The following is a 24,036-nucleotide window of genomic DNA, read 5'->3' as shown; positions in this document are numbered from 1 at the left end:
ATGCCTCCAGCCAAGACCTCTCACGGCATCGAGACCAGACCCGGATGTGCAGCTGTGGATAACCCCTTTCAGCCCGACATCGCCGCGCCGGCCAGCAGCCCCACGCCACCGATCAGTGACACCCCCAGCACCCCCGCCCGCGCCGCGGCCGGCGCCATCCGCCCGGCGAGCCACAGGCCCGCCGCCGTGCCGACACCGAGCACGGCCAGCTCCGGGAGGCTGGGCAGGCGCACTCCCAGGACCAACGCGGTCACGGCGTTCTGCACGACGAAGAAGCCGTGCAGGTTCGCCCGCAGCGTGCGGGGCTCCCAGTCGGCGTTCGCCGCATAGAGGCCCACGGGCGGCCCACCGACCCCGCCCACTACGTTCAGCAGCGCGCTGAGCGCGCCGGTGAGGACGACTGCCTGCGAGGTGCGGAACCACACCGAGCGCAGTCCGCTCGCCAGCAGCAGCACGGCCACGATGACGCCGACCCCACCGGCCACGGCCAGCCAGCGCGTGTCGGCGCCCCGGATCGCCCATGCCACGAGCGGAGTGCACAGCAGGGTCGGCACCAGCAGCCGTGCCACTGCTCCGGGCTGGACGTGGCGCACTTCCCGCACCAGCGGCACCAGCGACGCCAGCGTGGCGAGGCCGAGCGTGGCGACGACGCCCTCACGGGGACCGAGAGCGAGCACGAGCACCGGGGCAGCGACGAGCGAGAAGCCCATGCCGGTGGCCGCCTGGGCGAGCGCGCCGGTGAGCACCCCGAGCAGCGCGATGCCCAGGAGGAGCTCCTCGCTCACCGCAGCGGCGCGGAGTGGTCCAGGCGGCAGAGCCGCTGGAAGAGCACGGCGACCGCCATCAGGACCGCCGGCACGAGGGTGAACCCGATGAGCAGGGCGTCGAGGGCGCCGTCGGTCTGCGCGACGCTGTCGCCGTCGACCGCCGACACGAAGCCGCCGATCGCCAGGACGGCGGAGTAGACGTAGGGCCCGATCGCCGTGCCGACCGCCTCGGTCGCGGTCCACACGCCGGTGTAGGCACCGGCGCGCGACGAGCCGCGCTCCTCCGCCGCGGCGACGGCGTCGGGGACCATCGAGAAGGCGAGCAGCTGCAGCCCGGCGAACGAGATGCCGAGCAGTACGACGATCGCGACGGTCGCGGGCACGCCGAGGCCGTCTCCGAAGAGCAGCAGGACGCTGCCGACGATGAAGAGCACCTGGGCGAGGAGCAGGCCACGCTGCTTGCCGAGCACCCGCGAAGCCGCCATCCAGACCGGTCCGGCGACGACCGCCGGCCCGAGGAAGGCGCCCATGAGGACCGCGGTGAGACCGCCGTCGTCGAGGACGTACTCCGCATAGAAGGGCACGGCCGCGAGGACGAGGTGGGTCGTGGTGCCGGTGAAGAGATAGGACAGCACGAGCAGCCGGAAGTCCCGGTCTCTCCAGGCGAGGGCGAGGTCAGCACGCGTGGAGTGTGCCCGCTCGTCGGGCATCCGGAAGCCACAGGTCTCGGTGAGCCGACGAACTCCCCGGATGGCCACGAATCCACTGACGACCATCACCCCGCCGAGCAGCAGCGCCATCCGGGCATAGCTGCCGCGCTCGCCGTCCTCGACGAGCGCCGGAGCCAGCACTCCGGCGGCCAGCAGGCCGACGGTGAGCAGCAGCATCCGGACCATGAAGATCCGGGTCCGCTCGTGGTAGCCGACGCGCAGGTCGGACGGCGTGGTCAGGTAGGGCACCTGGAAGCAGGCGAAGAGCAGGTTGCCGACGATGTAGAACCCGCCGACCCACAGCGCCGCCCAGCCACCCTGGATCCCGTCCGGGACCGTGAACATCGCGGCCATCGCGAAGGCGAGGAAGAGCCCCACGCCCAGCATCTGGCGCCGGTGCCCGACCAAGCGGGCGCCCCGGTCCGACCACGTCCCGAGCACGGGGTGGACGACCGCGTCGATGATCTTGGGCACCAGCAGCGTGAGCCCGGCGATCAGCGGCGAGACGCCGAGCGTGTTGGTCAGGAAGTAGAGGAGCAGCAGCCCGGGGACGGTGACCCACACGCCCATCCCCAGCGACCCGGACCCGTAGGCGAGCAGGTGCGAGGTGCGGGCGCGATTGCCCCAGCCCTCGTCTTGGACGACCTCCTCGCGGGTGACGCTCACCCTCGGCCCCTCTCCTGGGCCCTGTGCCGGGCGACCGCGCGGGCGGCGAGCTCGGCGCCCGCGAAGGCACCCGAGGCGACCCGCTTCGCGAAGGTGCGGGCGACGATGCGGTCGGTGAGCGCAGGCAGGTGCCGGGCGAGGAAGAACTCCACAGCGCCGCGCCGGGTGGTCGGCAGGTCGCGGTGCGCACGGCGCGAGAGCGCGGCCTCCAGCACGGCGTCCACGACGCCCTCGAGGGGCTCGTAGGAGCTCATCCCCTCCAGCGACAGCCCAGCCGACGCCGTCGAGTCGTGGATCGGGCTGCGCACCGCAGACGGATAGACGCAGGTGACGCCGACGTGGGTCCCGAGCTCGAGACGCAGCGCGTCGGCATAGGCCACCAGCGCGCGCTTCGACGCGCCGTACGCCGCGGCGAGGGGCAGCTGCATCACGGCCATCCGCGACGTCAGCATCACCACCCGCCCTCGCGAGGCCACCAGCGCCTCGACGCAGGCGGCGGTGACCCGCCAGGTGCCGAGCAGGTTGATGTCGAGCTGGCGGCGCACCTCGGCGCCGGGGGCCAGCTCGGCCGGGGCGGGGCCGCCGATGCCGGCGTTGTTGATCAGGATGTCGAGCCCGCCGAGCTGCGCGATCACCTCGGCGACCGCCACGGGGACGGCGTCGTCGTCGGTGAGGTCGCAGGCCAGCACCGGCACCGGGTCGTCGGCGCGGGGCGCGACGTCGAGGCCGACGACCGTGGCTCCGAGCGCCGTCAGCTCGGCGCTGATCGCGCGGCCGAAGGTGCCCGAGGCACCGGTGACGAGGACGCGCAGTCCGGTGGCGTCGCGGCGGCTCATGCGTCTACCTGCTCGTTCGTGGGGAGGGAGGGGATGGCGGAGGGGGTGGCTGGGCCGGCGAATCCTGGCAGACCGTCGGCGAGACGGGCCCGTCCGGCGTCGATCTCGCGCGGGACCTGCGCGACGTACTGATCGAAGTCGATGCGCATCGCCGGGCGCTTGTCGCCCCAGCGGCTGCGGGCGGCGGCGAGCGCCCGCTCGGCGCCGCGCCGGCGAGCCGCGTGCTCGGGCAGGGCGTAGTCACCGCCGATGTGGGCGGCGAAGAGCCTGGCCTGCGCCTCGACGACCGGGAGCGCGGCACCGGTCGACTGCATCAGCCCCACGAACCCCAGGGTGGGATCGTCGAGGTGGAAGACCCGCTCGTGCAGCAGCATCGCCTCGGGGTCGTCCCCGAGCCAGCGAGTGGACAGGAACGGGATCGTGACGCGGTAGCCGGTGGCCCACACGATCACGTCGACCTCGTCGCTGCGCCCGTCGGTGAAGACGACCCGGTCCCCGTCGAGGTGCTCGATGCCGGGGCGGGCCTCGACCTCGCCGTGGGTGAGCCGGTGCAGGATCGTGTCGCTGATCGTGGGGTGGTTCTGGAAGAGCCCGCCGGCGGGAGCCGGGAGGCCATAGCTCTGCGGGGTGCCGACGGCCAGACGCAGCATCGTCTCGGCGACGACCTGGCGCACCCGCCACGGCAGGGCGGCCAGCGCGGCGCCGGTGGCGTCGGCGGGGCGGCCGAAGAGGTACTTCGGGACGATGTGCACGCCGTGGCGCGCGGACAGCAGGACCGGTCCGCCCCCGACGTACGACGCGTCGACGGCGATGTCCATCGCGGAGTTGCCCATGCCCACCACCAGCACCCGCTTGTCGCGGAACACGTCGGCGTCGCGGTAGTCGTGGGCGTGCATCTGGGCGCCGGCGAACGTGCCCGGGTAGTCCGGTGAGGGCCAGCGCGGGTCCCAGTTGTGGCCGTTGGCGACGACGACCGCGTCGAAAGGCTCGGGTGCCTCGCCCTCGACTCCGACCAGCCAGCCGTCGTCCACGCGGTCGACCGACGTCACCGTGCTGTGGAAGCGGACGTGGTCCAGCAGCCCGAAGGTCTGCGCGTAGTCCGCGAGGTAGCCCGCGACGAGGTCGGCGGACGGGTAGTCGGTCCACTCCGCGGGCATGGGGAAGTCGGCGAACTCGGTGCGGCCCTTGCTGGTGTTGAGGTGCAGCGAGGCGTAGGCCGGCGAGAGTCCGCTGCTGTTGTCGCGCACCCAGAGCCCGCCGGGGCGATCGCCCTTCTCGTAGGCCACGACGTCGGCTCCGACGTCGAGCAGGGCCTTGGTGGCGGCCAGGCCGGCGGCACCGGCGCCGATCACGGCCACGCGAGCGGGCGAGCTCATCTGTTCTCCTCGTGGGTTGGTCTCTGTTTGCTGACAACCTGTTTGTTGACAGCTTGTCCGGCCGCACAACGGTAGGGCGTAGGCGCCGCCCGGAACATGGCGCAGGCCACCGCTCGCGGGCCAGCAGTTGTGGCGCACCACAAGCCACCTGCCAGGATGCGCCCCATGCAGACCTCCCCCTCCCCCGACTGGGCCGGCGTCGTCGACCTGATCGAGCAGGTCCTCGCCGAGGACGACCTGATGGCGTCGGTGGTGGCCGGCGTGCGGACGGTGGTGCAGGAGGTCTCGTCGCTGCCGACCTCCGACATCGCCGGCCACACCCGGGCCCTCCTGACCGCGGCCACCCGGGCGCTCGCCGGCCGCCGCGGCCCCACCGAGGCCGAGCTCGCCTTCGTCGAGGAGCTCGCGGTGACGCGGGCCGACCAGGGCATCCCGATCGAGGGCGTGCTGGGCGCGATCCACGTCGCGGAGCGGGCGATCTGGGCGCGCGCCCGCGAGCTCGCCGCGGTCCAGGGCCTGGACGCGGCACGCCTCCTGGACGCCCGCGAGCTGTACGACGACTGGGCCGAGGCGGTGCGCAGCCGGCTGATCCGCGCCCACCGGACGGCGCGCGACGCCCAGGAGCGCCGAGCACGCGACCCGCGTGGCGAGGGTGGCGCGCGTCGGGTCCGCGACGCCGAGGTGATCCGGCGCCTGCTCGAGGGTGGGTCGGCCGCCGTGCTGGCGGCGGCCGAGGTCGGGCTTCCCGGCGGGTCGGCCCTCTGGGTGATGGCGGCTCGCGGCAGCGACGAGGACGCCACCGCGGCGCTCGAGCGGCTGGCGCGCGAGCACTCCCCCGCCTGCGTGGCCCCAGTGGGCGACGCGGTCGTGGCCGTCACCGCGGGGCGGCCCGCGCGACGGCCCCTCGCCGGGAAGGAGCACGCCACCGTGGTCGGGCTCGCCACCGTCGTCGGGCTCGCGGGGCCGGTCGGTGCGGAGGAGGCGGGGGCGGCCCACCGGTTCGCGGTCGCCGCCGTCGCGGCCGCCGAGGCCGTCGGGCGACGCGGGCTGGTGCACGTCAGCGACGTCGCCACCGTCGCGGCCGTGCTCTCCCGGCGCGACCTCGCCACCGGGCTCGTCGCCCGCCATCGCGATGCCCGCGCCGGCCTCGGCGAGCACGTCGTACCGGTCGCGCGAGCGGTGCTCCGGTGGCTGGAGTGCGACCGCGACACGGCCCGCGCGGCCCGCGAGCTCTTCGTCCACGCCAACACCGTGCGCAACCGGGTGCAGCGCTTCACTCAGGTGACCGGGCTGGACCCGCTCGACACCTTCGCCGCGGTGGACGCCTGGTGGCTGTGCCACGAGTGGCTGGCGGACGTGGATTAGTCGTACGTCGGGCCGCAGCCGCCGCGCGCACCACCCGCGAGGTCACCCAGAAGCGGATCGGCGCGGTGCCGGCCGAGGTTCCACTCCAGCCAGTCGTCGCCGCTCGGCTCGTGACCCGCGAGCACGCAGCCGGCCAGCTCGTCCGGGAGATCGGCGAGGACGGGGGTCGCGTCGGAGGAGAGACCGCTCAGGTAGTCCCAGTCGACCTTGCCGGTCGCGTCGTACCGCTCGAGGTTGTGCTCGGCGATCCACGCGTCCGGGTTGATCGCGGCGAGCGCGAGCAGCAGACCCGCGCCGCTGAGCAGGGCGGCGCGCGGCAGCCAGGCGGCCCGCAGCCGCACCCCGGCCACCATCACGCCGAGCACGAGCAGGCCGAGCCATCCCTCGAAGACGTCGACGAGCAGCCGCAGCCGGGTGAAGCCGTAGGCCTCCTGATAGACGTGCATCCGGTAGAGCGCGGACGCGACGACGACGAGGGTCAGCGCACAGAGCAGCCCCAGCGAGCCGCGCAGCCAGGCCAGGTCGGCCGGCGTCGCGCGCGGCGCCTTGCGAGCGGCCACCCAGACCACGACCAGCGTGAGGGCGGTGGCCACCGTGAGCTGACCGAAGCCCTGGTGGACGTACTCCGCGTAGGTGAGCCCGGTGCTGCGCTCGAGGTAGTCGTGCCCGCCGAAGACGACGGTGGCCTGGGCGAGGAGGAAGAGCACGAACACCGCGTCGACCAGCAGGACCGGGGTCAGCCACTCGTAGCGCTGGGCGACCGGGCGCAGGGGGCGCTCGGGGAGGTCGACGCGGGGCGGGTTGAGGGCGAGGTACGCCGCGGCCAGCACCACGCCGCCGACCGCGACGGTCGTGAACACCCGGGCGACGAAGGTGTCGACCCGCAGGTCGGGGACCAGCGCTCCCACCCAGCCGGCGAAGACGGCGTCGGCGGAGGCGAACAGCAGGCCGAAGACCAGCACCCCCAGCACCGACCACACGATCGTGCGCAAAGCAGCGGCGCTGCTGCCCATCCCCCGCACGACCAGCAGGGAGCGACCGAGCCACGGCAGTCCGCGCAGCCCGGCGAGCGGCCAGGCGATGCCGGCGAGCACGAAGCCCGGGAGGGTGCGGCCGTTGGCAAGCCCGGCCATGCACAGCGCGGCACCGGCCAGCAGGCAGAGCACCACGATCCAGTCCGCGTCGCGGACGACGACGGTCCCGGCGAGCAGGACGCAGAGACCGGCGCAGGTCAGCGTGAACGGCGAGCGCCGGTTGACGCTCAGCGCCAGCGTCACGCCGCCCGCGGCCAGCAGGACCAGGAAGAGCGCGAGACCGAGGTCCCGGTCGGGCAGCACCAGGCCGGCGAGCACGCCGACCGCGAGGCTCGCGAGCACCGCGCGCAGGTGGGCGGGCCGGCCGCTCTCCGGCCAGAACGAGCCGAAGATCGCGTCCAGCGCCGGCTCGGGCGCGGCAGGGGCGGCCGGCGTGCCCGGCCGAGCGGGGGTGGGTGTGGTGGGGGCCGTGGTCGACGGCATGGGTGCCTCCTGGACTCGTGGGGTGGGCTCCCGCGGCAGATCCACGCGCACCCGGGCGCCGGTGCCGTGCTCGGGGTCGACGACGTGGATGGAGCCGCCGTGCAGGTCGCTGACCCAGCGGGCGATGGCCAGGCCGAGGCCCGTGCCTCCTCCCCCGTCAGCGCTGGCGAGGGTGCCGAACCGCTCGAAGACGCGCTCACGGTCCGCGGCCGGGATGCCCGGTCCCTCGTCGGCCACCTCGAGGCGCCAGCCGGTCGCCGTACCCTCGGCGCTGATCCGGACCACTCCGCCGGCGGGGCTGTGCCGCGAGGCGTTGTCGAGGAGGTTCGCGACCAGCTGGTGCAGCCGGGCCGGGTCGGCGCTGGCGGCCAGCTCGGGAGGCGAGACGCGTACGGCGTAGCGCACACCGCGCCCGACCACCCGCGCCTCGGCGACGCCGCGCTCCAGCAGCTCGGCGAGGGGCACCCGGGTGGTCGCCAGCGGCGCCTCGCCGGCGTCGACGCGAGCGAGGTCGAGCAGGTCCGCGGCCAGCGCGGAGAGGCGCTCGGCCTGGTCGAGCGCCGTGCGCAGGGTGGCAGGGTCGGGCTCCGCGACGCCGTCGACGAGGTTCTCGAGCACGGCGCAGAGGGCGGCGAGCGGCGTCCGCAGCTCGTGGCTGACGTTGGCGACCAGCTCCCGGCGCTGACGGTCGACCGCTGAGAGGTCCTCGGCCATCCGGTTGAAGGCGCGGGCCAGCTCGCCGACCTCGTCGCTCGAGGTGGCGGTGACCCGGGTGGAGTAGTCGCCGCGCGCCATCCGGCGTGCGGCCAGCGTCATCTCCCGCAGCGGGGAGGTCATCCCGACGGCGAGCAGCTGGGTGACACCGAGCGCGAGCGCCACCGTGACCGGGACGCTGAGCCAGACGGGCAGCCCGCCGGCGGCGCCGGTCGCCGCGATGACCGAGGCGACGGTGACGCTGACGGCGACGAGCAGACCGAGCTTGACCTTCACGGAGGTGACCTGGTCGAGCAGCGGGCTGCTCACGACGGGGCTCCCGCCGCGTGTGGCTCGAGCGCATAGCCGACACCGTGCACCGTCCGAACCCGCTCGGGGCCGATCTTGGCGCGCAGGGCCTTCACGTGGCTGTCCACGGTGCGGGTCCCGGACGCCCCCTGCCAGCCCCACACCTCGGCGTACAGGCTCTCGCGGGTGAGGACGGTGCCGGGGCTGGCGGCCAGGCAGAGCAGCAGGTCGAACTCCGTCGGCGTCAGGTGCACCTCGGCGCCCGCGACCGACACCCGGCGGGCGGCGGCGTCGATCCGCAGGTCCCCGAGGTCGGTGGCCGCCCGCGTGGCGTGGGCGGTGGCGAGCTCGGCCGCCCGCTCGACGCGCCGCAGCAGGGCCGCCACCCGGGCCACGAGCTCGCGCATCCGGAAGGGCTTGGTGAGGTAGTCGTCGGCGCCGACGCCGAGCCCCACGAGGATGTCGGCCTCGTCGTCACGAGCGGTCAGCATCAACACCGGCACCGGGCGCAGCGCCTGGACGCGCCGGCAGACCTCGTGGCCGTCGAAGCCAGGCAGCATCACGTCGAGGACGACGAGGTCGACCCCTCGGCCGGGAGGGGTGTCGGTGAACGTCGCGACCGCTCCCGGCCCGTCCCACGCCTGCACGACGTCGTACCCCGAGCCGCGCAGCCGGTCGGTGACGGCCTGGTTGATGACCGGCTCGTCCTCGACCACGAGGATCCGGGGCATCGTGGGAGCGGAGGGGGGTGCGGTTCCTGGCATGCTGCGAGCCTAGGAGTCGAGCCGGTCGGGTTTCGGGGACGACTCGTGAAGGTTCTGTGCAGATGCTCGGCGAGGTCAGTCGCAGCCGGGGGCGCCCTCGGCTCGGCGGTAGGTAGCCACGACCTGGTCGCCGAAGGAGTAGTCCAGGTGATCGGCGTCGGTGAGCGTCGCGTGGCCGTAGAGGACCTGGCCCACCACCGCCCATCCCTCGGGAGGATCGTCGCCGGCGCCGGTCTCCACGTCCGGGCCGTCGTCGGTACGCCGCCAGGTGCCGTCGCCGAACCAGAACCAGTCCATGCCGCAGTGGACATACATCGGGGCGTGGTAGCGCACGCCGACCTCGCCCCGCTCACCCTCCTCCAGGGTCACCAGGTCGACGGTCCTCGGCTCGGTCTCCTCGGGAGCCGCCGGAGGAGAGACGCCGGGCTCGAGGGTGTGCACGGCGACGCCCTCCCCGTCCACGGTCAACGCGAGCACGCGCCCGTTCGCCGTACCGGTGATCGTCTCGGGCTCCCCGGGCAGCTCCACGCCCGACCAGGCCGCGCCGTCGGTGCTCGTGACCGGGCGCGGACCGGGGCTCCGGCCACACTGGTCGAGGTCCGCGTAGCAGACCTCGGGGCGGCTCCAGCTCATGTCGTCGATGCCGGTGAGCGTCCAGAAGCGCTCCTGATCGGCCCAGGCCGGCGCCCAGCCCACCTCCTCGCTCGCCGTGGGGAGCGCCTCGACCGGCTCCCAGGTGGCGCCGGCATCGCTGGAGCGCAGGGCGGTCACCGAGCCTTCGGCGACGGACGCGACGACGACGTCTCCCACCGCCACCAGCCCGCTCAGGTCGTAGGTGTCGTCCAGCACCGGGTCGGCGACCCGCTGCCAGGTCCCGCCGTCGTCGGTGGAGGTCCACAGGGCGGCGGAGTCGTCGAGGCGCCCGCCGACCAGCAGCCGGTCACCTGCGACGGCGAGATGTGCGACGTGGGACTCGTTGCGATAGCCCCGTGGCGCCGTGACGTCCGGCAGGTCCACCTGGGTGAACGAGGCGCCGTCGGCGCTGGTCCACACGTGCGCCTCGAAGCCCCCGCTGCTCGGGTCCTCAGCCGTCCGGTAGGCGCCCGCCACGACGACGGTCTCGCCGGCCACCTCGACGTCGTTGATGTCCACGTGCTGGTCGAAGCCGGTCACCTCGACCTGCTCCCAGACCAGTCCGTCGGCGCTGCGGAAGGCGAGCGGGTCGTGGAGCAGCTCGGTGTCGCCGTCGGTCTCCGTCTCGCCGCCCGAGCCGAGCGCCAGCCAGTCGCCGTCGGGCAGCGCGACCACGTCACCGAGCTGGAGCCACCCGGCGTCCGTCGACAGCGGCTCCCCGGCCTCGAACCGCGCTCCGCCGGTCGAGAGGTGGGACAGCAGCGTGCCGTCCTCGGCGACGGTGAGCACGAGCGCGTCGTCGCCGGAGGTCCCCAGCAGGGGCGCCTGGTCGGCTCCGACCTCGGCGGACAGACGTTGGGTCTGCCACTCCCCCGGGGCGCCTGGATCGCCCGGCGCCGTGGCCTCGCCACACGCAGCCAGGACCAGCGACAGCGGGATCGCGAGGGCGATCAGGACTCGGGACATGCCGGTACGACGCGCGTGCGGCGAGGGTGGTTCCCGCCCGCGTCCGTGCCCGTCGTACCGGAGTAGGATCGCGACTTCCCCGGTCACAAGGTCAGCCGGGCCCACAAGGTCAGCCGGGCCCGGACTCAATCGAACACAGACTCAAGAGGTGCGACATGGTGGCGAGCCGATCTGCTCGTGAGCGGAAGGCCGCCGAGCAGGCCGGCCCCCTGGCGAGGGTGCGGATCGAGCTAGGCGCGCAGGAGCAGTTCGTCTACAAGATCACCTGCACCCAGTGCGTCGCCAAGGACGAGCGGAAGTGGTCGGCCTACCGTCCCGGGGAGGACAACGGGTTCATGGCGGCGATGGACCGCTGGACCTTCCACCTCACCGAGAAGCACCCGGACGCCGAGGCGCCGTGTCTGGCGTTCCTCTCCGAGGCGCAGCAGCGGCTGCACGAGCGGCGCGAGGGGTCGGCGGGCGACTGAGCACCGGGGCGAGACTCACGCGTCTTGCCACGCGGAGGCCCGATAGCCCTTGAGGCGCTCGAGAACGTCTCCCGCGGCGTCCTTCTGCACTGCTTCACCGTCCAGGCTCCGCAGCCACGGGACGAGCTGGCGCCCCGCCACGAAACGCACGCCGTCGACCGTGGCGCCGCCCGCAGGGAGGGTCCGCTGGGCCGCACCCCACAGGACGACGACAGGGGTGACCGTGAGGGCGTTCTTCCGCGCCCGGTGCCGACTCCGGGGCTCGCCCTGCAGCACGCTGCGAGCCACCCCCTCAGCCCGGATCTGCACCTTCTTCGCGGAGCGGGCCATCGCGGCGGTCTCGTCGGCGGTGACGGTGTTGCGCCACTTCGAGTCCACGGCGACCAGTCCCCCACGCCGAGTCACGACGACATGGTCCAGGTCTCCGGCGCGGAGGTTGATGCTGTCCACCCAGCCCCAGATCAACCGCCGCCTCCGCGCGCGTTGCAGCTCGCTTCGTGTGTTCTCCTCACCCCAGGCGCCGCGCACGTGCCACAGAGCCTCGCGGTCGAGAGCGAGGAAGGAGGAGTTGAGAGCGTGCCAGGCGATCGCCACAAGACCGGCATGGAGGGCGCCCAGGACATACCATTTGAACGCGCCGGTCAGCGTCGTACCGAGCACGAGGGTGACCAGGACAAGCATCACGCTCCAGCCGCCCATGACGACCGCGATCAGTCTCGCATTGCGACGCAGCCAGCTCGCCCGCAGGCGTCGCAGCTCACGCCGCGAGTAGGGCTGGAACTTGCCCACCGGGTCCTCCCCCGTTCGGTCCTGAGCCCGATCCAACCCCCCTGCCGCTGTTCCGACGCCTCACCACCGCACTTCAGTCACCACTTCTCGCACAGGATTGACCTCCACCCACCCTGGGTAGCCTCGCCGGTCATGAGCGAGACCTCGATCAGCGACGGCGCCCAGGCGGGCGTCGGGGGCGTGCCCGCTCCCCCGGTCGTCTACCTGCCCGTGACCATGGACGAGAGCGGCGAGGTCGCTGACTTCCGGATGATCAAGCTGGCCGACGGGCGGGTGGCGCTGTTGGGCTACACCGCACTCGACCGCTTCATCGACTGCTGCGGGGACGAGCAGCCTTGGCTGCTGTTCGAGACCCGCAAGCTCGGCGAGCTGCATGCGGTCAAGCCGTTCGACGTGAAGCTGTTGGACGTGCCGATCCCCGAGGAGATGCGCGCCCAGATGCGCCAGGCGGGGCCTGTGTCGGGTGGGCCTGCATCGGGTGCGCCGGGGACGGGTGCGGCAGGAGGCCGGGCATGACCCTGCGTCTGGACGCCGGGGAGGCTCATCGAATCGCCTCCAAGCACGAGGCCGCCGCAGAGGCCATCGACGACTCCGCCGCCACTGCGCCGTCGGGCCTCGACGCCGGGGCCGGCACCGCCTATGTGCTGCAGATCCTCGAGGCGGTCAGCACCACGGCCGGCGAGATCGCCGTGATCAGCCAGGCGGTGGCGAGCCAGGTGCGCGACTGCGCCGACGACGTCGGGCTCACCGAGCAGGAGATCGCCGCCCAGTTCGCCGAGATGAACGGCAACCTGCGGTGATCGAGACCAAGGTCGAGGGCGACGTCGCGGCCGTCAACGCCGCCGCGGACTGGCTGCGCGACACGCTCAAGAAGAACACCGACGTCGCGGGCGATCGTCAGTCCGCGGCTCGCACAGTGGCCCGGGGCGGCTGGGAGGGCTCGGCAGCCGACGGCTACCAGGCCTTCACCCGTCCCGTCGTACGCGCCACCGATCAGCACGTGCAGCGCATCGGCAGGGCAGCCACGGCGATCGAGGACTACGCCGCCCGGCTGCGGCAGATGAAGCGCACGATGACGGGCCTTCGCACCCGCGCTGAGAACGGCGGTCTCACCGTCGCCGGCACCGTCATCCAGGCGCCGCCGGCCGTGCCCGCGGGCCCGGTGGTGAAGGACTCCCCCGAGGAGGCGGCCCGGCAGACGGCCGTCGACAAGATCACGCTCTACAACACCCTGGTCGAGGAGGCCACGACGGCGTCCACCGACTTCGCGGACTGGATCGAGACCCACCTGAGCGCGGACCTCAAGGACGCCCAGGAGAAGGACACCGTCGACAAGGTCCTCACCGAGCTCGAGGCGGTCATCCCCAACTTCGCCGCCGGCGTCGGCGCCGGACTGACCGGCCTCGCACTGATGAAGAAGGCGAGCCAGTACGCCGCCGAGCGTCGTGAGTTCCGGCGCCGCAGCCGCGCGGCACGCAAGCCTGGCGTGCGCGGCCAGGCCGACACACCCGCGGGCAGGGCTCACGTCGACGACCTCGCGACCAAGGCTCGGCGTCTGGGACGCTTCGGGCGGTTCCTCGGCGGCCCGGTGGGCATCGGGATCGACATCGGGTTCGGCATCAAGGACGGGATCGAGACCGGCGACTGGACGCGCGCCGCGCTGACCACCGGGACCAGCATCGCGGTGGGAGTGGGGGCGGCCGCCCTCGTCGCCGCCGGGGTCGTCACCGCTCCCGCGTGGCTGACGGTGGTCGGCGCCGGTGCACTGGCCGCCGGTGCGGCCTGGGGGGTCGGCAAGATCTACGACAACTGGGACGACATCACCGACTGGGGTGGCGACCGCGTGGACGACGTGAAGGACTTCGCCACCGACACGTGGGACAAGGCGAGCGACGTGGTCGGCGACACCTGGGACGCGGTAACCCCGTGGTGAGCCCCCGGGAGGACTCGAGAGTGAGTCGACGTCGGCTGGTCCCCCGCTGGTGGACGGCCTGCGTGCTGTCGGTGCTGACCCTCGCGACACTCGGATTCGGGGTGGGCGGTGCTCTGGCCGACGGCCCGATGGGGTGGTCGATCTCCCTGCTCGCCGTGGCCACGGGACTGACGCTGATCGCGGCGGCCCGGTCCCTGGTGGGCCCCGTCCGCCGTCAGGACCTGCGTCCGCGCCACGACGGCACCGTCGTGATCGAGTCGCCTGCGCTCATCGCCTGGGCTCTCGTGGGTGCGTGGGCCGCCCTGCTCGGGGTCGCCGGCCTGTGGGTGTGGGTGGCGGTGACGGACTTCGACGCGATCGAGTCACCGGGCTTCACCCTGGTCACGGTCGTCGGCGCGCTGGCCTCCCTGCCCGACCTCGTCCGGCTCCTCACGGGACGGCTGCACCGGTGGCGCCTCACGCTCGGTCCCGAGGCGCTGACCTATCGCGGCTATCACACCGACGAGACCATCGCCTGGACGAAGATCCACGGCGCCGGCATCCAGGAGCGTGGACCGGCCGGCGTCCTCGTGGACCGCAAGGGCACCGGCGCGGACCTGGTCATCCCGATCACGGCGTTCACCGTCCCGCCCGAGCAGATCATCGAGGAGATCCAGCAGCGGGTCGGTGTACGTCGCCGGTGACGGTGCGATTCAGAGAGACGGGGCAACTCACAGACGGGCGACTCACAGACGGCGCGGGCTCACCACCGTCGCCGGGCCTCGCACGCCGTTGACCCCGATGGGCAGCACCCGGAAGGCATACCTCGCGGCCGGTCGGTTTCCGCTGATCCGTGCCACGGTGCCGGCACTGCGCGAGACCGTGCGCCAGGGGCCGCCACCCAGCCGCCGCTGCACGACGTACGACGCGGCCCCGGGCGCCGAGGTCCACCGCACGACGGCCAGCCCGCGCCGGCGGAGCACAGCGCGGGAGCTGGCCGCACGTCGGGGAGCCAGGGCCACGTGCACGGGGGCGGAGAAGCTCGTCGCCGTCAGGCGCCCCTTGGCCGCCTGCGTCCGGAACGCATAGGTGTGTCCGAGCCGCAATCCGCTGGCCGACCAGGTCGACCCGGACACGGGGTTCGGACTCAGCGCCCACGGTCCACGCACGCTCACGTCACGGTGCCAGACATGCTCGGCGGTCGTCCCGGGAGCGCTGTCGACCGTCAGCAGCGCCGTGGTTCCCGACAGGCTGGCCCGGACCACTGCCGGCCTCGTCGGCCCGAGCGGGACCACGGGGAGCGGCCGCGGATAGTCCGTCCCGATGCCGACGAGAGCGAGCGCGTCCGCGACCGCAGCCGCGATCTTCACCTCGCCTCCGGCGTGGGGGTGCCCGCCGTCCCAGGTGTCCGCGTCGGTGTACCCGGCCTGCGCGTGCGCCACCACGACCGGTGAGGCCTCGGTGCTCAGCCGCGCCGCGAGTGCCGGAAGCAGAGTCGCGAAGCGGGCCTCTTCCGGCCGGTCTCCGCGCGGCGGCTCCGTGAGGACGAAGGCCGCGTCCGGCGTCACGGTGCGGGCCCGAGTGACGAGGTCCCCCAGGACCTCGGCCGTGCCCTCCGGGGTGTTGACGCCCCACAGCAGGTCGTTGGTGCCGCCGAGGACCACGTAGACGTCCGGGGTGTAGGTCTGCGCAGCTCCGACCACGTCGTCGCGCATGGTGTGGAGCATCTTGCCCCACGCGGCGAAGTGGTCGCGGTCGAAGGCGGGGTCGGCATAGTCGGTGCTTCCTGAGAGCACCCCGGTCACGTGGTCGACCATGTCCTCGCGCGGGCCGACGAAGTCGAACTGCTGCCCCACCGATCGCAGATGCCGATCGAGGCGATAGCGCCACGTGAAGTCGCCCGCGGTGCCGATCGTCTGGGAGTCGCCGACGAGCATGATCCGGGGCACCTCTCCCGCGGCCTGTGCCGCCGGGACGGCCCCGGGGACCAGGGGCAGGGCGGTGCTCAGGGCGGTGGCCAGCGCCGTGCCCAGTACGGCGAGCGCGGCGCGGCGAGTGCGGGTGTGCTGAGGGTGGTGCATGACCCTTCCAGTGAAAGGTCCGGACCCGGTTCAGACGTCGATGTCGGCATCTCAGCGGCGCCCAAGAGGCGAGCGTCACACCAGACCAGCAGCGACCGCCTCCGCCGTGGCCTTCGCCGACGGGCCGACGCCGGCCAGCGTCGCGGACGCCGGCCCGGTCCAGTCGCCGTACCCCACGAGGAACAGGCGAGACTCTGCGAGCGCCTGGGCGCCTGCGTCTCCCCCGACGGCGACGTGGCCGTCCACGGTGCGCAGCCCCAGCGGGCGGAGATGACGCAGCGCGGGACGGAAGCCGGTGCACCAGATCACCGTGTCCGCCGCCTGCTCGGTGCCGTCGACCCACGCCACCCCGGTCGCGGTGAGCGAGGCGAACATCGGCCGGGCCACGAGCGCGCCGCGGTCGCGGGCGTCCTTGACGCTGTCGACCATCACAATGTCACCGAGCCCACCGACACCGGCGTGCTCGCGTCCCTCCGCGAGAGCCTGGATCCGGGCCCGCGCGGTGGCGAACAGGACGCGTCCGTCCACGTCGTCGGCGAGGAAGCGCGGTGGCCGGGTCGTCACCCAGGTGGTGTCCGCCACGGTGGAGACCTCGGCGAGGATCTGGGCCGCGGAGTTGCCGCCGCCCACCACGACGACCCGCTGGCCGGCGAGCTCGCCCGGGGCACGGTAGTCGGCCGCATGGAGCTGGCGCCCGCCGAAGGCCTCCATGCCCGGATAGCGCGGCCAGAACGGCCGGTCCCAGGTGCCGGTCGCCGAGATCACCGCCCGGGCAGCGAGGACGAGGTCGCCGGCGTCCACGAGCAGCCGTCCGCCGGGGTCGTCGTCCGCGCGCGTCACCGCGCCGACCCGGTGCGGGCGCAGCACGGGCAGGTCGTAGCGCTGCTCGTAGCGGGTGAGGTAGTCGACCACGTGACCGCGCGGCGGATAGCCGCGCTCCGCGTCGTTCCAGGGCGGCATCATCCAGCCCGGCAGCGAGGAGAACGACGCGGGCGAGAACAGCCGCAGCCCCTCCCACATCCGCGGCCAGGCGCCGCCGGGCTGCTTCGCGGCGTCGAGGATCACGAACTGCCGCCCCGGCACCAGGCCGGCGCGACGCAGGTAGAAGCCGGTCGCCAGCCCTGACTGACCCCCTCCGACCACCACGACGTCGACGTCGCGCGGCACAGCGTCGGGGAGGCTCATGACTCCACCCTAGCCCCTTGACATCGATGAACGTCGATGTAGGGTCATCGATATCCATCGATACTAGGAGGAATCATGTCCCGCATCCAGCTCGCCCTCAACGTCGCCGACATCGACGCAGCGGTGGAGTTCTACTCCACGATGTTCGACACCGCCCCTGCCAAGCGCCGCCCCGGCTACGCCAACTTCGCCATCGCGAACCCGCCCCTGAAGCTGGTGCTGTTCGAGAACCCTGAGGCCACAGGCACGCTCAACCACGTGGGCGTGGAGCGCGAGTCGATGGAGGAGGTGGTCGCCGAGGCAGACCGCCTGGAGGCGGCCGGACTCTCGCTGGACGTCGAGGGCGACGTCGAGTGCTGCTACGCCCGACAGAGCAAGCACTGGGTGATGGGCCCGGACGGGCAGCGCTGGGAGAACTACGTCGTGATCGCCGACGCCGGTGCGGAGCTCGAGGGCATGAGCGCGACCGTCGCGCCCGAGGTCGCCTGCTGCGCCGGCTGACCACGAGTGGGCGGGAGGCCGGAGTTACAGATCGCCCGTTCTGTTAATCTGCGCCTCCCGTCCCTCACCCAGTGGGACCACGTGGAAGTGACGAGCCCATGCCCACTCTGACCAACGACGGCGTCATCTGGACTCTGGATCTGGGCGGGGACGAGAACCGCTTCTCCCCCACCTGGCTGGGCACCGTCATGGAGGGACTCGCCGAGGTGGCCGCTGCCTCGGAGCCAGCCGTGCTGGTGACCACCGGCACCGGCAAGTTCTTCTCCAACGGCCTCGACCTGGAGTGGCTCGGAGCCCACCCCGACGAGCTGGGCCCCTACGTCGCCCAGATCCATGAGCTGTTCGCCACGGTGCTCACCCTGCCCGTCCCCACGGTCGCAGCTCTGAACGGACACGCCTTCGGGGGCGGGGCGATGCTCGCCATGGCGCACGACTTCCGCGTGATGCGTAGCGACCGCGGCTACCTCTGCTTCCCCGAGGTCGACATCCACATCCCGTTCACCCCCGGGATGGCGGCTCTCATCCAGGCCAAGCTCACGCCCCAGGCGGCGCTGGAGTCGATGACGACCGGACGCCGGTACGGCGGACCGGACGCGCTCGCCGCCGGCATCGTGGACGCGACGGCGCCCGAGGCCGACCTCCCGGCCGCTGCCGGCGCCCTGGTGCGGCACCTCGCCGGCAAGGACCGGGTGACGCTCGCCACGATCAAGTCGACCATGTATGCCGGTGCCGTCGAGGCGTTGCGGCGCTCCGACGGCACGCCCGACGGCCCCGGCAACGGCCCCGGCAACGGCTGAGCAGTGGGCCGACCTCGCCACCACGATCTGGCGGACCTGCTCGACCACGCGCGCGACCTGTGGGTGGAGCAGGGCACCCCGGGCCTCACCATCCGCGCACTGAGCGCACGCTCCGGGGTCTCCAGCGGCGCCATCTACCACGCGTTCGGGTCCCGCGAGACACTGCTCGCCCGGGCGTGGGCACGCGAGGCGCGCGCCTTCCTCACCTTCCAGAGCGCCTCCGTCGACGAGGCGCTGCGCTCAGGCGGCGCCCGGCCGGCTGTGCTCGCCGCGGCCCTGGCGCTCGCCGACTACGCCGACACCCAGGAGCAGGCGGCGCGCCTGCTGATGGCGGTCGACGTCGCGACGGTGCTCGCCTACGAGCTCGACCCTGCGACGCGGGCCGAGCTGGACGGCCTGCGCCACGACCTGGGCGCGATGATCGTGACGCTGTCCAGTGCCCTGTGGGGCCGCACGGACCCGGACGCCACCGGGCTGGTCACGATGTGCGTGGTCGACCTGCCGAGCAGGCTGCTGCTGTCGCGGGGGCGCATCGCGAGCCCGCTCGCACGACACGCTCTCGCCGCGGCGGTGAACGGGATCACCGGCACCGACCCGCCAAGGCCCGCTCCGCGGGGATGAGTCCTGCGAGGTCGACGGCTCTCGGACAAAGGTCTGCCAAAGCCACCACGCCCAGGCCACCCGGCGGCTACCGTCCAGCAGGCCCTCGGGTCGCGCCGCCTCCCTCTTGCTCGTCCCTATCGGAAGCGAACCCCATGCTGCGACGTACCCGGGTCCTCGGCACCAGCTCCCTGCTCGCGCTGGGGCTGGTCGTCTCCGGCAGCTATCTGGTGCATGCCACCAGCGAGCCCACCACGAAGATCACCGCGTGCTCGCACAAGAGGACCGGCGCCGTACGCGTCGTCACGCCGTCCACGTCGTGCGCGCGCAACGAGAAGCGGCTGACCTGGAACGTCAAGGGCGCCACCGGCGCGCAGGGCCTCACCGGGGCGACCGGCCCCGCGGGCGAGACGGGACCCGCAGGCGAGGCAGGACCGGCGGGCGAGACGGGAGCCGAGGGACCGGCCGGGCCGCCGGGCAAGGACGGCAAGGACGGAGCACCCGGCACGCAGGGGCCGGCTGGCCCTCCGGGACCTGCGGGCGGCGCGGGCGGCGAGGCCGTCACCGACCCGAACCCGCACAACCTCACCTACCGGATGCGGTTCGACCGGGCCGCCAGGGACTCCATCGCCATCACCGGTTTCACCCAGAGGATCAGCCAGTCCGGCACCACCCACATGGGCGGCGGCGGCGGAGCGGGCAAGGTCCTCTTCGGAGACGTCACGGTGACGATGCCGATGAGCCGTCAGGTGGTGCGCCAGATGACGAACCTTGCGAAGGGATCACACCTGCCCGAGGCCTTCGTGGAGATGTGCAGGCCCGGCGAGACCACCAGGCAGTGCAGCCTCGAGCTGCAGATGACCGAGGTGCTCGTCACCGGCATCGCCGTGAAGCAGGACCCGACGCAGGCGAGCGTGACCCTCTCGCTGAACTTCGCCGAGGAGAAGGTCTCGTTGTTCCCCGGCACCCCGCAGGCCGCTAGCTACGAGTGGGACATCGCGGCGAACGACGGCGAGAACGACGTGAGCGGTTGGCCCGTGGCCACCTCGAGCGGGGACACCGCCTACACGACCACGCTGACCGATGATGAACCCGCCGGCGTGATCTCCACCCGCAGCTGGCGACAGAGCTCCACTCAGTCGGGCACCACCCACGGGGGAGGTGGCGGTGACGCAGGCAAGGCGAACTTCTCCGACATCGTGGCCGAGACCCGCACCGGTCCGGCCACCCTGGCCCTGCTTCAGGCTGTGACCACGGGCAAGCAGTTCTCCAGGGTTGAGCTCGCAGGCTGCGAAAGGCCGTCCGCGTGCAGGTCGACGACAGTGCTCAAGAGGGTCATAGTCACCGAGCTGGTCCTGGGCTCCCCGACCCTGTTCGACCAGACGCAGTTCAACTACGCGACCATCCAGTGGGATCGCGCCGACACCGCAAGCACCAGGCCGTCCGACATGACGTCGTTCTACTGGGACGTCGCCGAGAACCACGGCGGCTGAGCACCACAGCCGGGGTTGTCCGCTAGCTGGGTCGAGGCACAGCAGCCAGCCTGGCCTGCCCCACCCAGCGAGGCACCTCCCGCGCGCGCGGCCCGGCGACCTCGACCTCGCCCGCGCGCAGCGCCCGGTCCCACGACCGATCCCCGCGCCAGATCTCGGTGAGCGTGCGCAACGAGGTGGTGATGCGCGCACTCGTCTCGAAGCCCGGGTCGGCGTCGCAGACGTCGGCGTCGTCACCGCTGACGCACAGCCACCACCGGGAGGCCGAGGACGCCACGTCATCGAAGGTGAAGGTGATGACCGTGCGGCCACGGGGCCACGCCTCGAGCGACATCGTGCGGCGGATGTCCCACATCAGCAGGTGCGGGTCGAGGTCCTCATCCCCGAGCCGGCCGATCCAGCGCACGCCCCAGGCACCCAGCCCCTCGACGACCGGGCGCAGCTCCTCTCCGGCCGGCGTCAGCAGATAGCTGCTGCGGCCGTGCAGCAGCTCACGTCGTACGACGCCGGCGCGCTCGAGCGTGCGGAGCCGTTTGGACAACAGCGCCGGTGACATCTTGGGGTTGCCCCGGCGGAGGTCGTTGAAGTGGGTGCTGCCGGCGAGCAACTCGCGTACGACGAGCAGCGTCCAACGTTCGTCGAGCAGCTCCATGGCCTTCGCCACCGGGCAGAACTGGCCGTAGGACGACATGGCTCCTCCTGCGTTGCGGATCTTCCAGTAGAGCGCGCGAGGCGCCCGTCGCGCCACTGCGAATCGTGAACTCCCCGCGGTACAGATCCGGCACTGGATGAGCCGGCCTGGCGCGATCACCCTCGAGGGAGGACCGACCCTGGGAGGGAAGCATGACCAGCCAGACCACCCCATCAGCCACAAGCACCGCATCACCCGATGTCAAGGCCAAGCACCGCGCGATGTGGGCGCTCGGCGACTATCCGTCCGTCGCCGCCGACGTGATCCCCGCACTGGGCCCACGGCTCGTCGAGGCGTGCGGCGTCACCGCCGGCCAGCGCGTCCTGGACGTGGCCGCCGGTTCCGGCAACGCCGCCGTCCCGGCTGCCCGGGCGGGCGCCGAGGTCGTCGCGTCCGACCTGACGCCCGAGCTGCTTGATGCGGGCCGCCGCCACGCCGAGACACTGGGTCTGCGGCTGGACTGGCGCGAGGCCGACGCCGAGGCGCTGCCCTTCGGCGACGGCGCGTTCGACGTCGTCATGTCGTGCGTGGGCGCGATGTTCGCGCCCTTCCACCAGACGACCGCGGACGAGCTCATCCGCGTGTGCCGACCAGCCGGCACGATCGGGCTGATCAGCTGGACGCCCGCCGGCTTCATCGGGCAGATGTTCGCGACCATGAAGCCCTACGCCCCCCCGCCACCACCCGGAGCCCAGCCGCCCCCGCTCTGGGGCGACGAGGCGCACGTCCGCTCGCTCCTCCGAGATCGGGTGAGTGACGTGAGCGCCCGCACCGAGACGCTCCGGGTGGACTGCTTCGACGGCGCGGAGGAGTTCCGCGACTTCTTCAAGGCCTGCTACGGCCCCACCATCGCCGTCTACCGGGCGATCGCCGACGAGCCGGCGAAGGTGGAGACGCTCGACCGGGAGCTGGTGGAGCTGGCGCAGCGTCACGACCTCGGCGACGGGGTCATGGAGTGGGAGTACCTATTGTTCACGGCACGGTGCGGCCAGGCCCCGCCGAGCTAGCTAGCGCCACTCGGGCGAGCCCACGGGAGGGAAGTCGATGCTGTCGCCGGTCAACCAGCCGGCGACAGCACTGTCGGCCCCTAAGACCGAGGCGTCACGGTGGCCGAGGTGCCACCCGAGCGTCCAGGTGGCATGGCCGACACCACCGACCGGGTGACGCATGACCCGCTCGAGGGCGACCAGCGCGGAGCGCCACCGGCTCGCCGGATGCTGTGCAGCCGTGACCGTCTCGTCAGCAGGCGGATGGCTCACGCTCACCCGTGGTCTCCAGCGACGCTCCAGCAACGCCCACGCCCGCCCATAGTCGCGCCCCTGCCGAAACTGAGTGGCGAAGGTGGCGCGCAGCCGCACGTGGACGACGGCGGCGGGCTCGTAGTACAGGGCGTGGCCGGTGTGCTGCACCCGCCAGCTGAAGTCGACGTCCTCGAGGTGCGCCAGGCTCTCGTCGAAGCCGCCGACGGCCAGGAACACCTCCCGGCGGATGCCCAGGTTCCCCGCACCGGCGTACGCCGGAAGGTCGCCGCCTGCCTGCAACCCCTCGGGAAGCGAGCGCGTGGCGCGTACCCGAGCGCTGTTCAGGCGGTGCAGCTCCGCGCGGCCCACCACGACAGGGTGCTCGGCGAGTGCCGCGACCATGGTGGCGACCCAGTCCGGCGCGACGAGGTCGTCGGCGTCACAGAACAGCACGACGTCTCCCCTGGCGTGCGCAACCCCGAGGTTGCGGGCGGCCGCGGCACCGCGCCGAGCACTGGCATCGAGGAGACGGGTGCGCGGGTGAGACTCGACGCGGTCAGTGCTTCCGTCGGTTGAGCCGTTGTCGCAGACCACGACCTCCAGGGGCCCGGACCAGGTCTGCTCGGACAGCGCGATCAGCTGCTCCTCCAGCAACGCGCCGGCTTGGAGGGTCGGGATGACCACCGAGACCATCATGAGTCCGCCGCCAGCGTGGCCCGGCGCTCGAACCAGGCGCAGCGCACCGGCGGCGCGCTGGCGAGCAGGTCGGTGACGGTGCTGAAGCGCCATCCCTGCCGGGTGAGCTGCTCCAGGAGCAGCTCCACGGTCGTCGCGCTGTCGAAACGCTGTCGCGACATGGCCTCCGGCTCGACGTCCGCCAAGGTGTCGTGCAGGAGGAGGATCGCGCCGGGGTGCGTGGCCCGGCGTGCCCGGCCGGCCACCTCGACGGGGGTGGCGGGCTCCCAGTCCCTCACCCAGGACGACCAAATGATCGGCTCCAGCCCCGCAGCCCTGACCGCGGGGACCTGGCCGCGGGCGAGGGCCCCATAGGTCGGCCGGTACAGCCGGACCGGTTGTCCGCTGAGTCGCTGCAGCTGCGCTCGCCCGTCGCGGAGTCGATCGACCAGCTCGCCTGGAGGCATCGCTACGACTCGGTCGTGGTCCACGCCGTGCAGCGCCACCTCGTGCCCCTCGATGACGGCGCGCACCACCAGCTCGGGATGCCGCTGCGCCGCCGAGCTCAGCAGGAAGAAGGTGGCGGGCACGCCGTGCCTGGCCAGGGCATCCAGCACGCCGGGGGTGCGCCGGGAGTCCGGCCCGTCATCGAAGGTGAGGGCCACGACTCGCTCGCTCGTGCTGACGCAGATGGTCGAGGACCAGTGGGCGAGTGCGCGCAACCCCAGGCTCAGCGGCGCGTCGCTCCAGTGCCGGACACGCTCGCCGACCTCGAAGTCGGCGGCCCAGGCGCGCCGGACATACCGGGCGCGCGCCTTTGTGGTCGCCCGTGCAGATGGATGAGCGGTGAGATCGAGGTGCACGCAGTGATGTTCGGACGCCTCGTGTAGGCGCGTGAGGTGGTGCGCGCACGAGATACCCAAAATGGCATGTAGTTCCGCGGGGGCCGGCGCCTTCCGGCGGCGGCGTCGGGCACCACCACAGAGAAGGGGCCGGTCACCT

The 24,036-nt window shown here is 72.7% G+C and carries 24 protein-coding genes; 11 read left to right on the top strand and 13 right to left on the bottom strand.

Annotation, left to right across the window (positions count from 1 at the left end):
* Nucleotides 1-68: 68 nt before the first annotated feature.
* Genes ACYU7L_RS09410 through ACYU7L_RS09395 form a run of 4 tightly spaced genes read right to left on the bottom strand, consistent with a single transcriptional unit; the run spans nt 69 to nt 4,355 of the window.
* Nucleotides 69-785 (bottom strand): TSUP family transporter, encoded by a 717-nt coding sequence (locus ACYU7L_RS09410; RefSeq protein ID WP_460795410.1) that lies wholly within the window; start codon nt 783-785, stop codon nt 69-71.
* Nucleotides 782-2,143: an MFS transporter gene (locus tag ACYU7L_RS09405; protein ID WP_460795408.1), complete on the bottom strand. Its 1,362-nt coding sequence runs from the start codon at nt 2,141-2,143 to the stop codon at nt 782-784. Before ACYU7L_RS09405 ends, ACYU7L_RS09410 begins: the two co-directional genes overlap by 4 nt.
* Nucleotides 2,140-2,979: an SDR family NAD(P)-dependent oxidoreductase gene (locus ACYU7L_RS09400; RefSeq protein ID WP_460795406.1), complete on the bottom strand. Its 840-nt coding sequence runs from the start codon at nt 2,977-2,979 to the stop codon at nt 2,140-2,142. The genes ACYU7L_RS09405 and ACYU7L_RS09400 overlap by 4 nt, the downstream gene beginning before the upstream one ends.
* On the bottom strand, nt 2,976-4,355 hold the full coding sequence (locus ACYU7L_RS09395) for a flavin-containing monooxygenase (protein WP_460795404.1): 1,380 nt from the start codon (nt 4,353-4,355) through the stop codon (nt 2,976-2,978). Before ACYU7L_RS09395 ends, ACYU7L_RS09400 begins: the two co-directional genes overlap by 4 nt.
* Before the next feature lie 165 nt (nt 4,356-4,520).
* Between ACYU7L_RS09395 and ACYU7L_RS09390 the strand changes: the two genes are divergently transcribed.
* Nucleotides 4,521-5,720: a PucR family transcriptional regulator gene (locus tag ACYU7L_RS09390; RefSeq protein ID WP_460795402.1), complete on the top strand. Its 1,200-nt coding sequence runs from the start codon at nt 4,521-4,523 to the stop codon at nt 5,718-5,720.
* Here ACYU7L_RS09390 and ACYU7L_RS09385 read toward each other — a convergent pair.
* The 3 genes from ACYU7L_RS09385 to ACYU7L_RS09375 form a co-directional block, all read right to left on the bottom strand.
* Nucleotides 5,717-8,260 carry a DUF4153 domain-containing protein gene (locus ACYU7L_RS09385; protein WP_460795400.1) on the bottom strand — a complete coding sequence of 848 codons (2,544 nt, stop codon included), beginning with the start codon at nt 8,258-8,260 and terminating at the stop codon, nt 5,717-5,719. The genes ACYU7L_RS09390 and ACYU7L_RS09385 overlap by 4 nt on opposite strands.
* Nucleotides 8,257-9,003 carry a response regulator transcription factor gene (locus tag ACYU7L_RS09380; RefSeq protein WP_460795398.1) on the bottom strand — a complete coding sequence of 249 codons (747 nt, stop codon included), beginning with the start codon at nt 9,001-9,003 and terminating at the stop codon, nt 8,257-8,259. The genes ACYU7L_RS09385 and ACYU7L_RS09380 overlap by 4 nt, the downstream gene beginning before the upstream one ends.
* Nucleotides 9,004-9,078: 75 nt before the next feature.
* A complete protein-coding gene (locus tag ACYU7L_RS09375; protein WP_460795396.1) occupies nt 9,079-10,602 on the bottom strand; it encodes a WD40/YVTN/BNR-like repeat-containing protein in 1,524 nt (507 codons plus the stop codon).
* A gap of 155 nt (nt 10,603-10,757) precedes the next feature.
* On the opposite strand from ACYU7L_RS09375, the gene ACYU7L_RS09370 reads away from it, so the two are divergent.
* The gene (locus ACYU7L_RS09370) at nt 10,758-11,069 is read left to right on the top strand and encodes a hypothetical protein (protein ID WP_460795394.1); all 312 of its coding nucleotides are present in this window, start codon (nt 10,758-10,760) and stop codon (nt 11,067-11,069) included.
* A gap of 15 nt (nt 11,070-11,084) precedes the next feature.
* Here the strand turns inward: ACYU7L_RS09370 and ACYU7L_RS09365 are convergent, their stop codons facing one another.
* Complete coding sequence (locus ACYU7L_RS09365) at nt 11,085-11,858, bottom strand: hypothetical protein (protein WP_460795391.1); 774 nt, start codon at nt 11,856-11,858, stop codon at nt 11,085-11,087.
* A 132-nt stretch (nt 11,859-11,990) separates the two neighbouring features.
* Between ACYU7L_RS09365 and ACYU7L_RS09360 the strand changes: the two genes are divergently transcribed.
* The 4 genes from ACYU7L_RS09360 to ACYU7L_RS09345 are packed head-to-tail and all read left to right on the top strand — an operon-like array spanning nt 11,991 to nt 14,474.
* The gene (locus tag ACYU7L_RS09360) at nt 11,991-12,374 is read left to right on the top strand and encodes an SAV_915 family protein (RefSeq protein WP_460795389.1); all 384 of its coding nucleotides are present in this window, start codon (nt 11,991-11,993) and stop codon (nt 12,372-12,374) included.
* Complete coding sequence (locus ACYU7L_RS09355) at nt 12,371-12,658, top strand: hypothetical protein (RefSeq protein WP_460795387.1); 288 nt, start codon at nt 12,371-12,373, stop codon at nt 12,656-12,658. The genes ACYU7L_RS09360 and ACYU7L_RS09355 overlap by 4 nt, the downstream gene beginning before the upstream one ends.
* A complete protein-coding gene (locus ACYU7L_RS09350; protein ID WP_460795385.1) occupies nt 12,655-13,791 on the top strand; it encodes a hypothetical protein in 1,137 nt (378 codons plus the stop codon). Before ACYU7L_RS09355 ends, ACYU7L_RS09350 begins: the two co-directional genes overlap by 4 nt.
* 20 nt (nt 13,792-13,811) lie before the next feature.
* Nucleotides 13,812-14,474, top strand: coding sequence for a hypothetical protein (locus tag ACYU7L_RS09345; protein ID WP_460795381.1), 663 nt, complete (start codon nt 13,812-13,814; stop codon nt 14,472-14,474).
* Nucleotides 14,475-14,516: 42 nt separating this feature from the next.
* Here ACYU7L_RS09345 and ACYU7L_RS09340 read toward each other — a convergent pair whose 3' ends face one another.
* A complete protein-coding gene (locus ACYU7L_RS09340) occupies nt 14,517-15,851 on the bottom strand; it encodes a GDSL-type esterase/lipase family protein (protein WP_460795379.1) in 1,335 nt (444 codons plus the stop codon).
* A 75-nt stretch (nt 15,852-15,926) separates the two neighbouring features.
* On the bottom strand, nt 15,927-17,036 hold the full coding sequence (locus tag ACYU7L_RS09335) for an ArsO family NAD(P)H-dependent flavin-containing monooxygenase (protein ID WP_460795376.1): 1,110 nt from the start codon (nt 17,034-17,036) through the stop codon (nt 15,927-15,929).
* Nucleotides 17,037-17,111: 75 nt separating this feature from the next.
* Between ACYU7L_RS09335 and ACYU7L_RS09330 the strand changes: the two genes are divergently transcribed.
* From ACYU7L_RS09330 to ACYU7L_RS09315, 4 genes are all read left to right on the top strand, one after another.
* On the top strand, nt 17,112-17,537 hold the full coding sequence (locus tag ACYU7L_RS09330; RefSeq protein ID WP_460795374.1) for an ArsI/CadI family heavy metal resistance metalloenzyme: 426 nt from the start codon (nt 17,112-17,114) through the stop codon (nt 17,535-17,537).
* A 98-nt stretch (nt 17,538-17,635) separates the two neighbouring features.
* On the top strand, nt 17,636-18,334 hold the full coding sequence (locus tag ACYU7L_RS09325) for an enoyl-CoA hydratase-related protein (RefSeq protein WP_460795371.1): 699 nt from the start codon (nt 17,636-17,638) through the stop codon (nt 18,332-18,334).
* A gap of 3 nt (nt 18,335-18,337) precedes the next feature.
* On the top strand, nt 18,338-18,955 hold the full coding sequence (locus ACYU7L_RS09320; RefSeq protein ID WP_460795369.1) for a TetR/AcrR family transcriptional regulator: 618 nt from the start codon (nt 18,338-18,340) through the stop codon (nt 18,953-18,955).
* A gap of 134 nt (nt 18,956-19,089) precedes the next feature.
* The gene (locus ACYU7L_RS09315) at nt 19,090-20,427 is read left to right on the top strand and encodes a type VI secretion system tube protein Hcp (protein WP_460795366.1); all 1,338 of its coding nucleotides are present in this window, start codon (nt 19,090-19,092) and stop codon (nt 20,425-20,427) included.
* Between the two features lie 22 nt (nt 20,428-20,449).
* Here ACYU7L_RS09315 and ACYU7L_RS09310 read toward each other — a convergent pair whose 3' ends face one another.
* On the bottom strand, nt 20,450-21,118 hold the full coding sequence (locus ACYU7L_RS09310; RefSeq protein WP_460795364.1) for a winged helix-turn-helix transcriptional regulator: 669 nt from the start codon (nt 21,116-21,118) through the stop codon (nt 20,450-20,452).
* 152 nt (nt 21,119-21,270) lie between these two features.
* Here ACYU7L_RS09310 and ACYU7L_RS09305 point away from each other — a divergent pair, with 152 nt between their 5' ends.
* Nucleotides 21,271-22,125 carry a class I SAM-dependent methyltransferase gene (locus ACYU7L_RS09305; protein ID WP_460795361.1) on the top strand — a complete coding sequence of 285 codons (855 nt, stop codon included), beginning with the start codon at nt 21,271-21,273 and terminating at the stop codon, nt 22,123-22,125.
* Here the strand turns inward: ACYU7L_RS09305 and ACYU7L_RS09300 are convergent, their stop codons facing one another.
* Together ACYU7L_RS09300 and ACYU7L_RS09295 are read right to left on the bottom strand one after the other, a co-directional pair.
* Complete coding sequence (locus ACYU7L_RS09300; protein WP_460795359.1) at nt 22,126-23,043, bottom strand: glycosyltransferase family 2 protein; 918 nt, start codon at nt 23,041-23,043, stop codon at nt 22,126-22,128. It lies immediately after the preceding gene.
* Between the two features lie 8 nt (nt 23,044-23,051).
* On the bottom strand, nt 23,052-23,897 hold the full coding sequence (locus ACYU7L_RS09295; RefSeq protein ID WP_460795357.1) for a polysaccharide deacetylase family protein: 846 nt from the start codon (nt 23,895-23,897) through the stop codon (nt 23,052-23,054).
* Between the last annotated feature and the right edge of the window lie 139 nt (nt 23,898-24,036).

The sequence above is a fragment of the Nocardioides pacificus genome, assembly GCF_054775955.1.
Note: the sequence above shows the minus strand (reverse complement) of the source record. Positions and strands in the feature narration are given on the sequence as shown.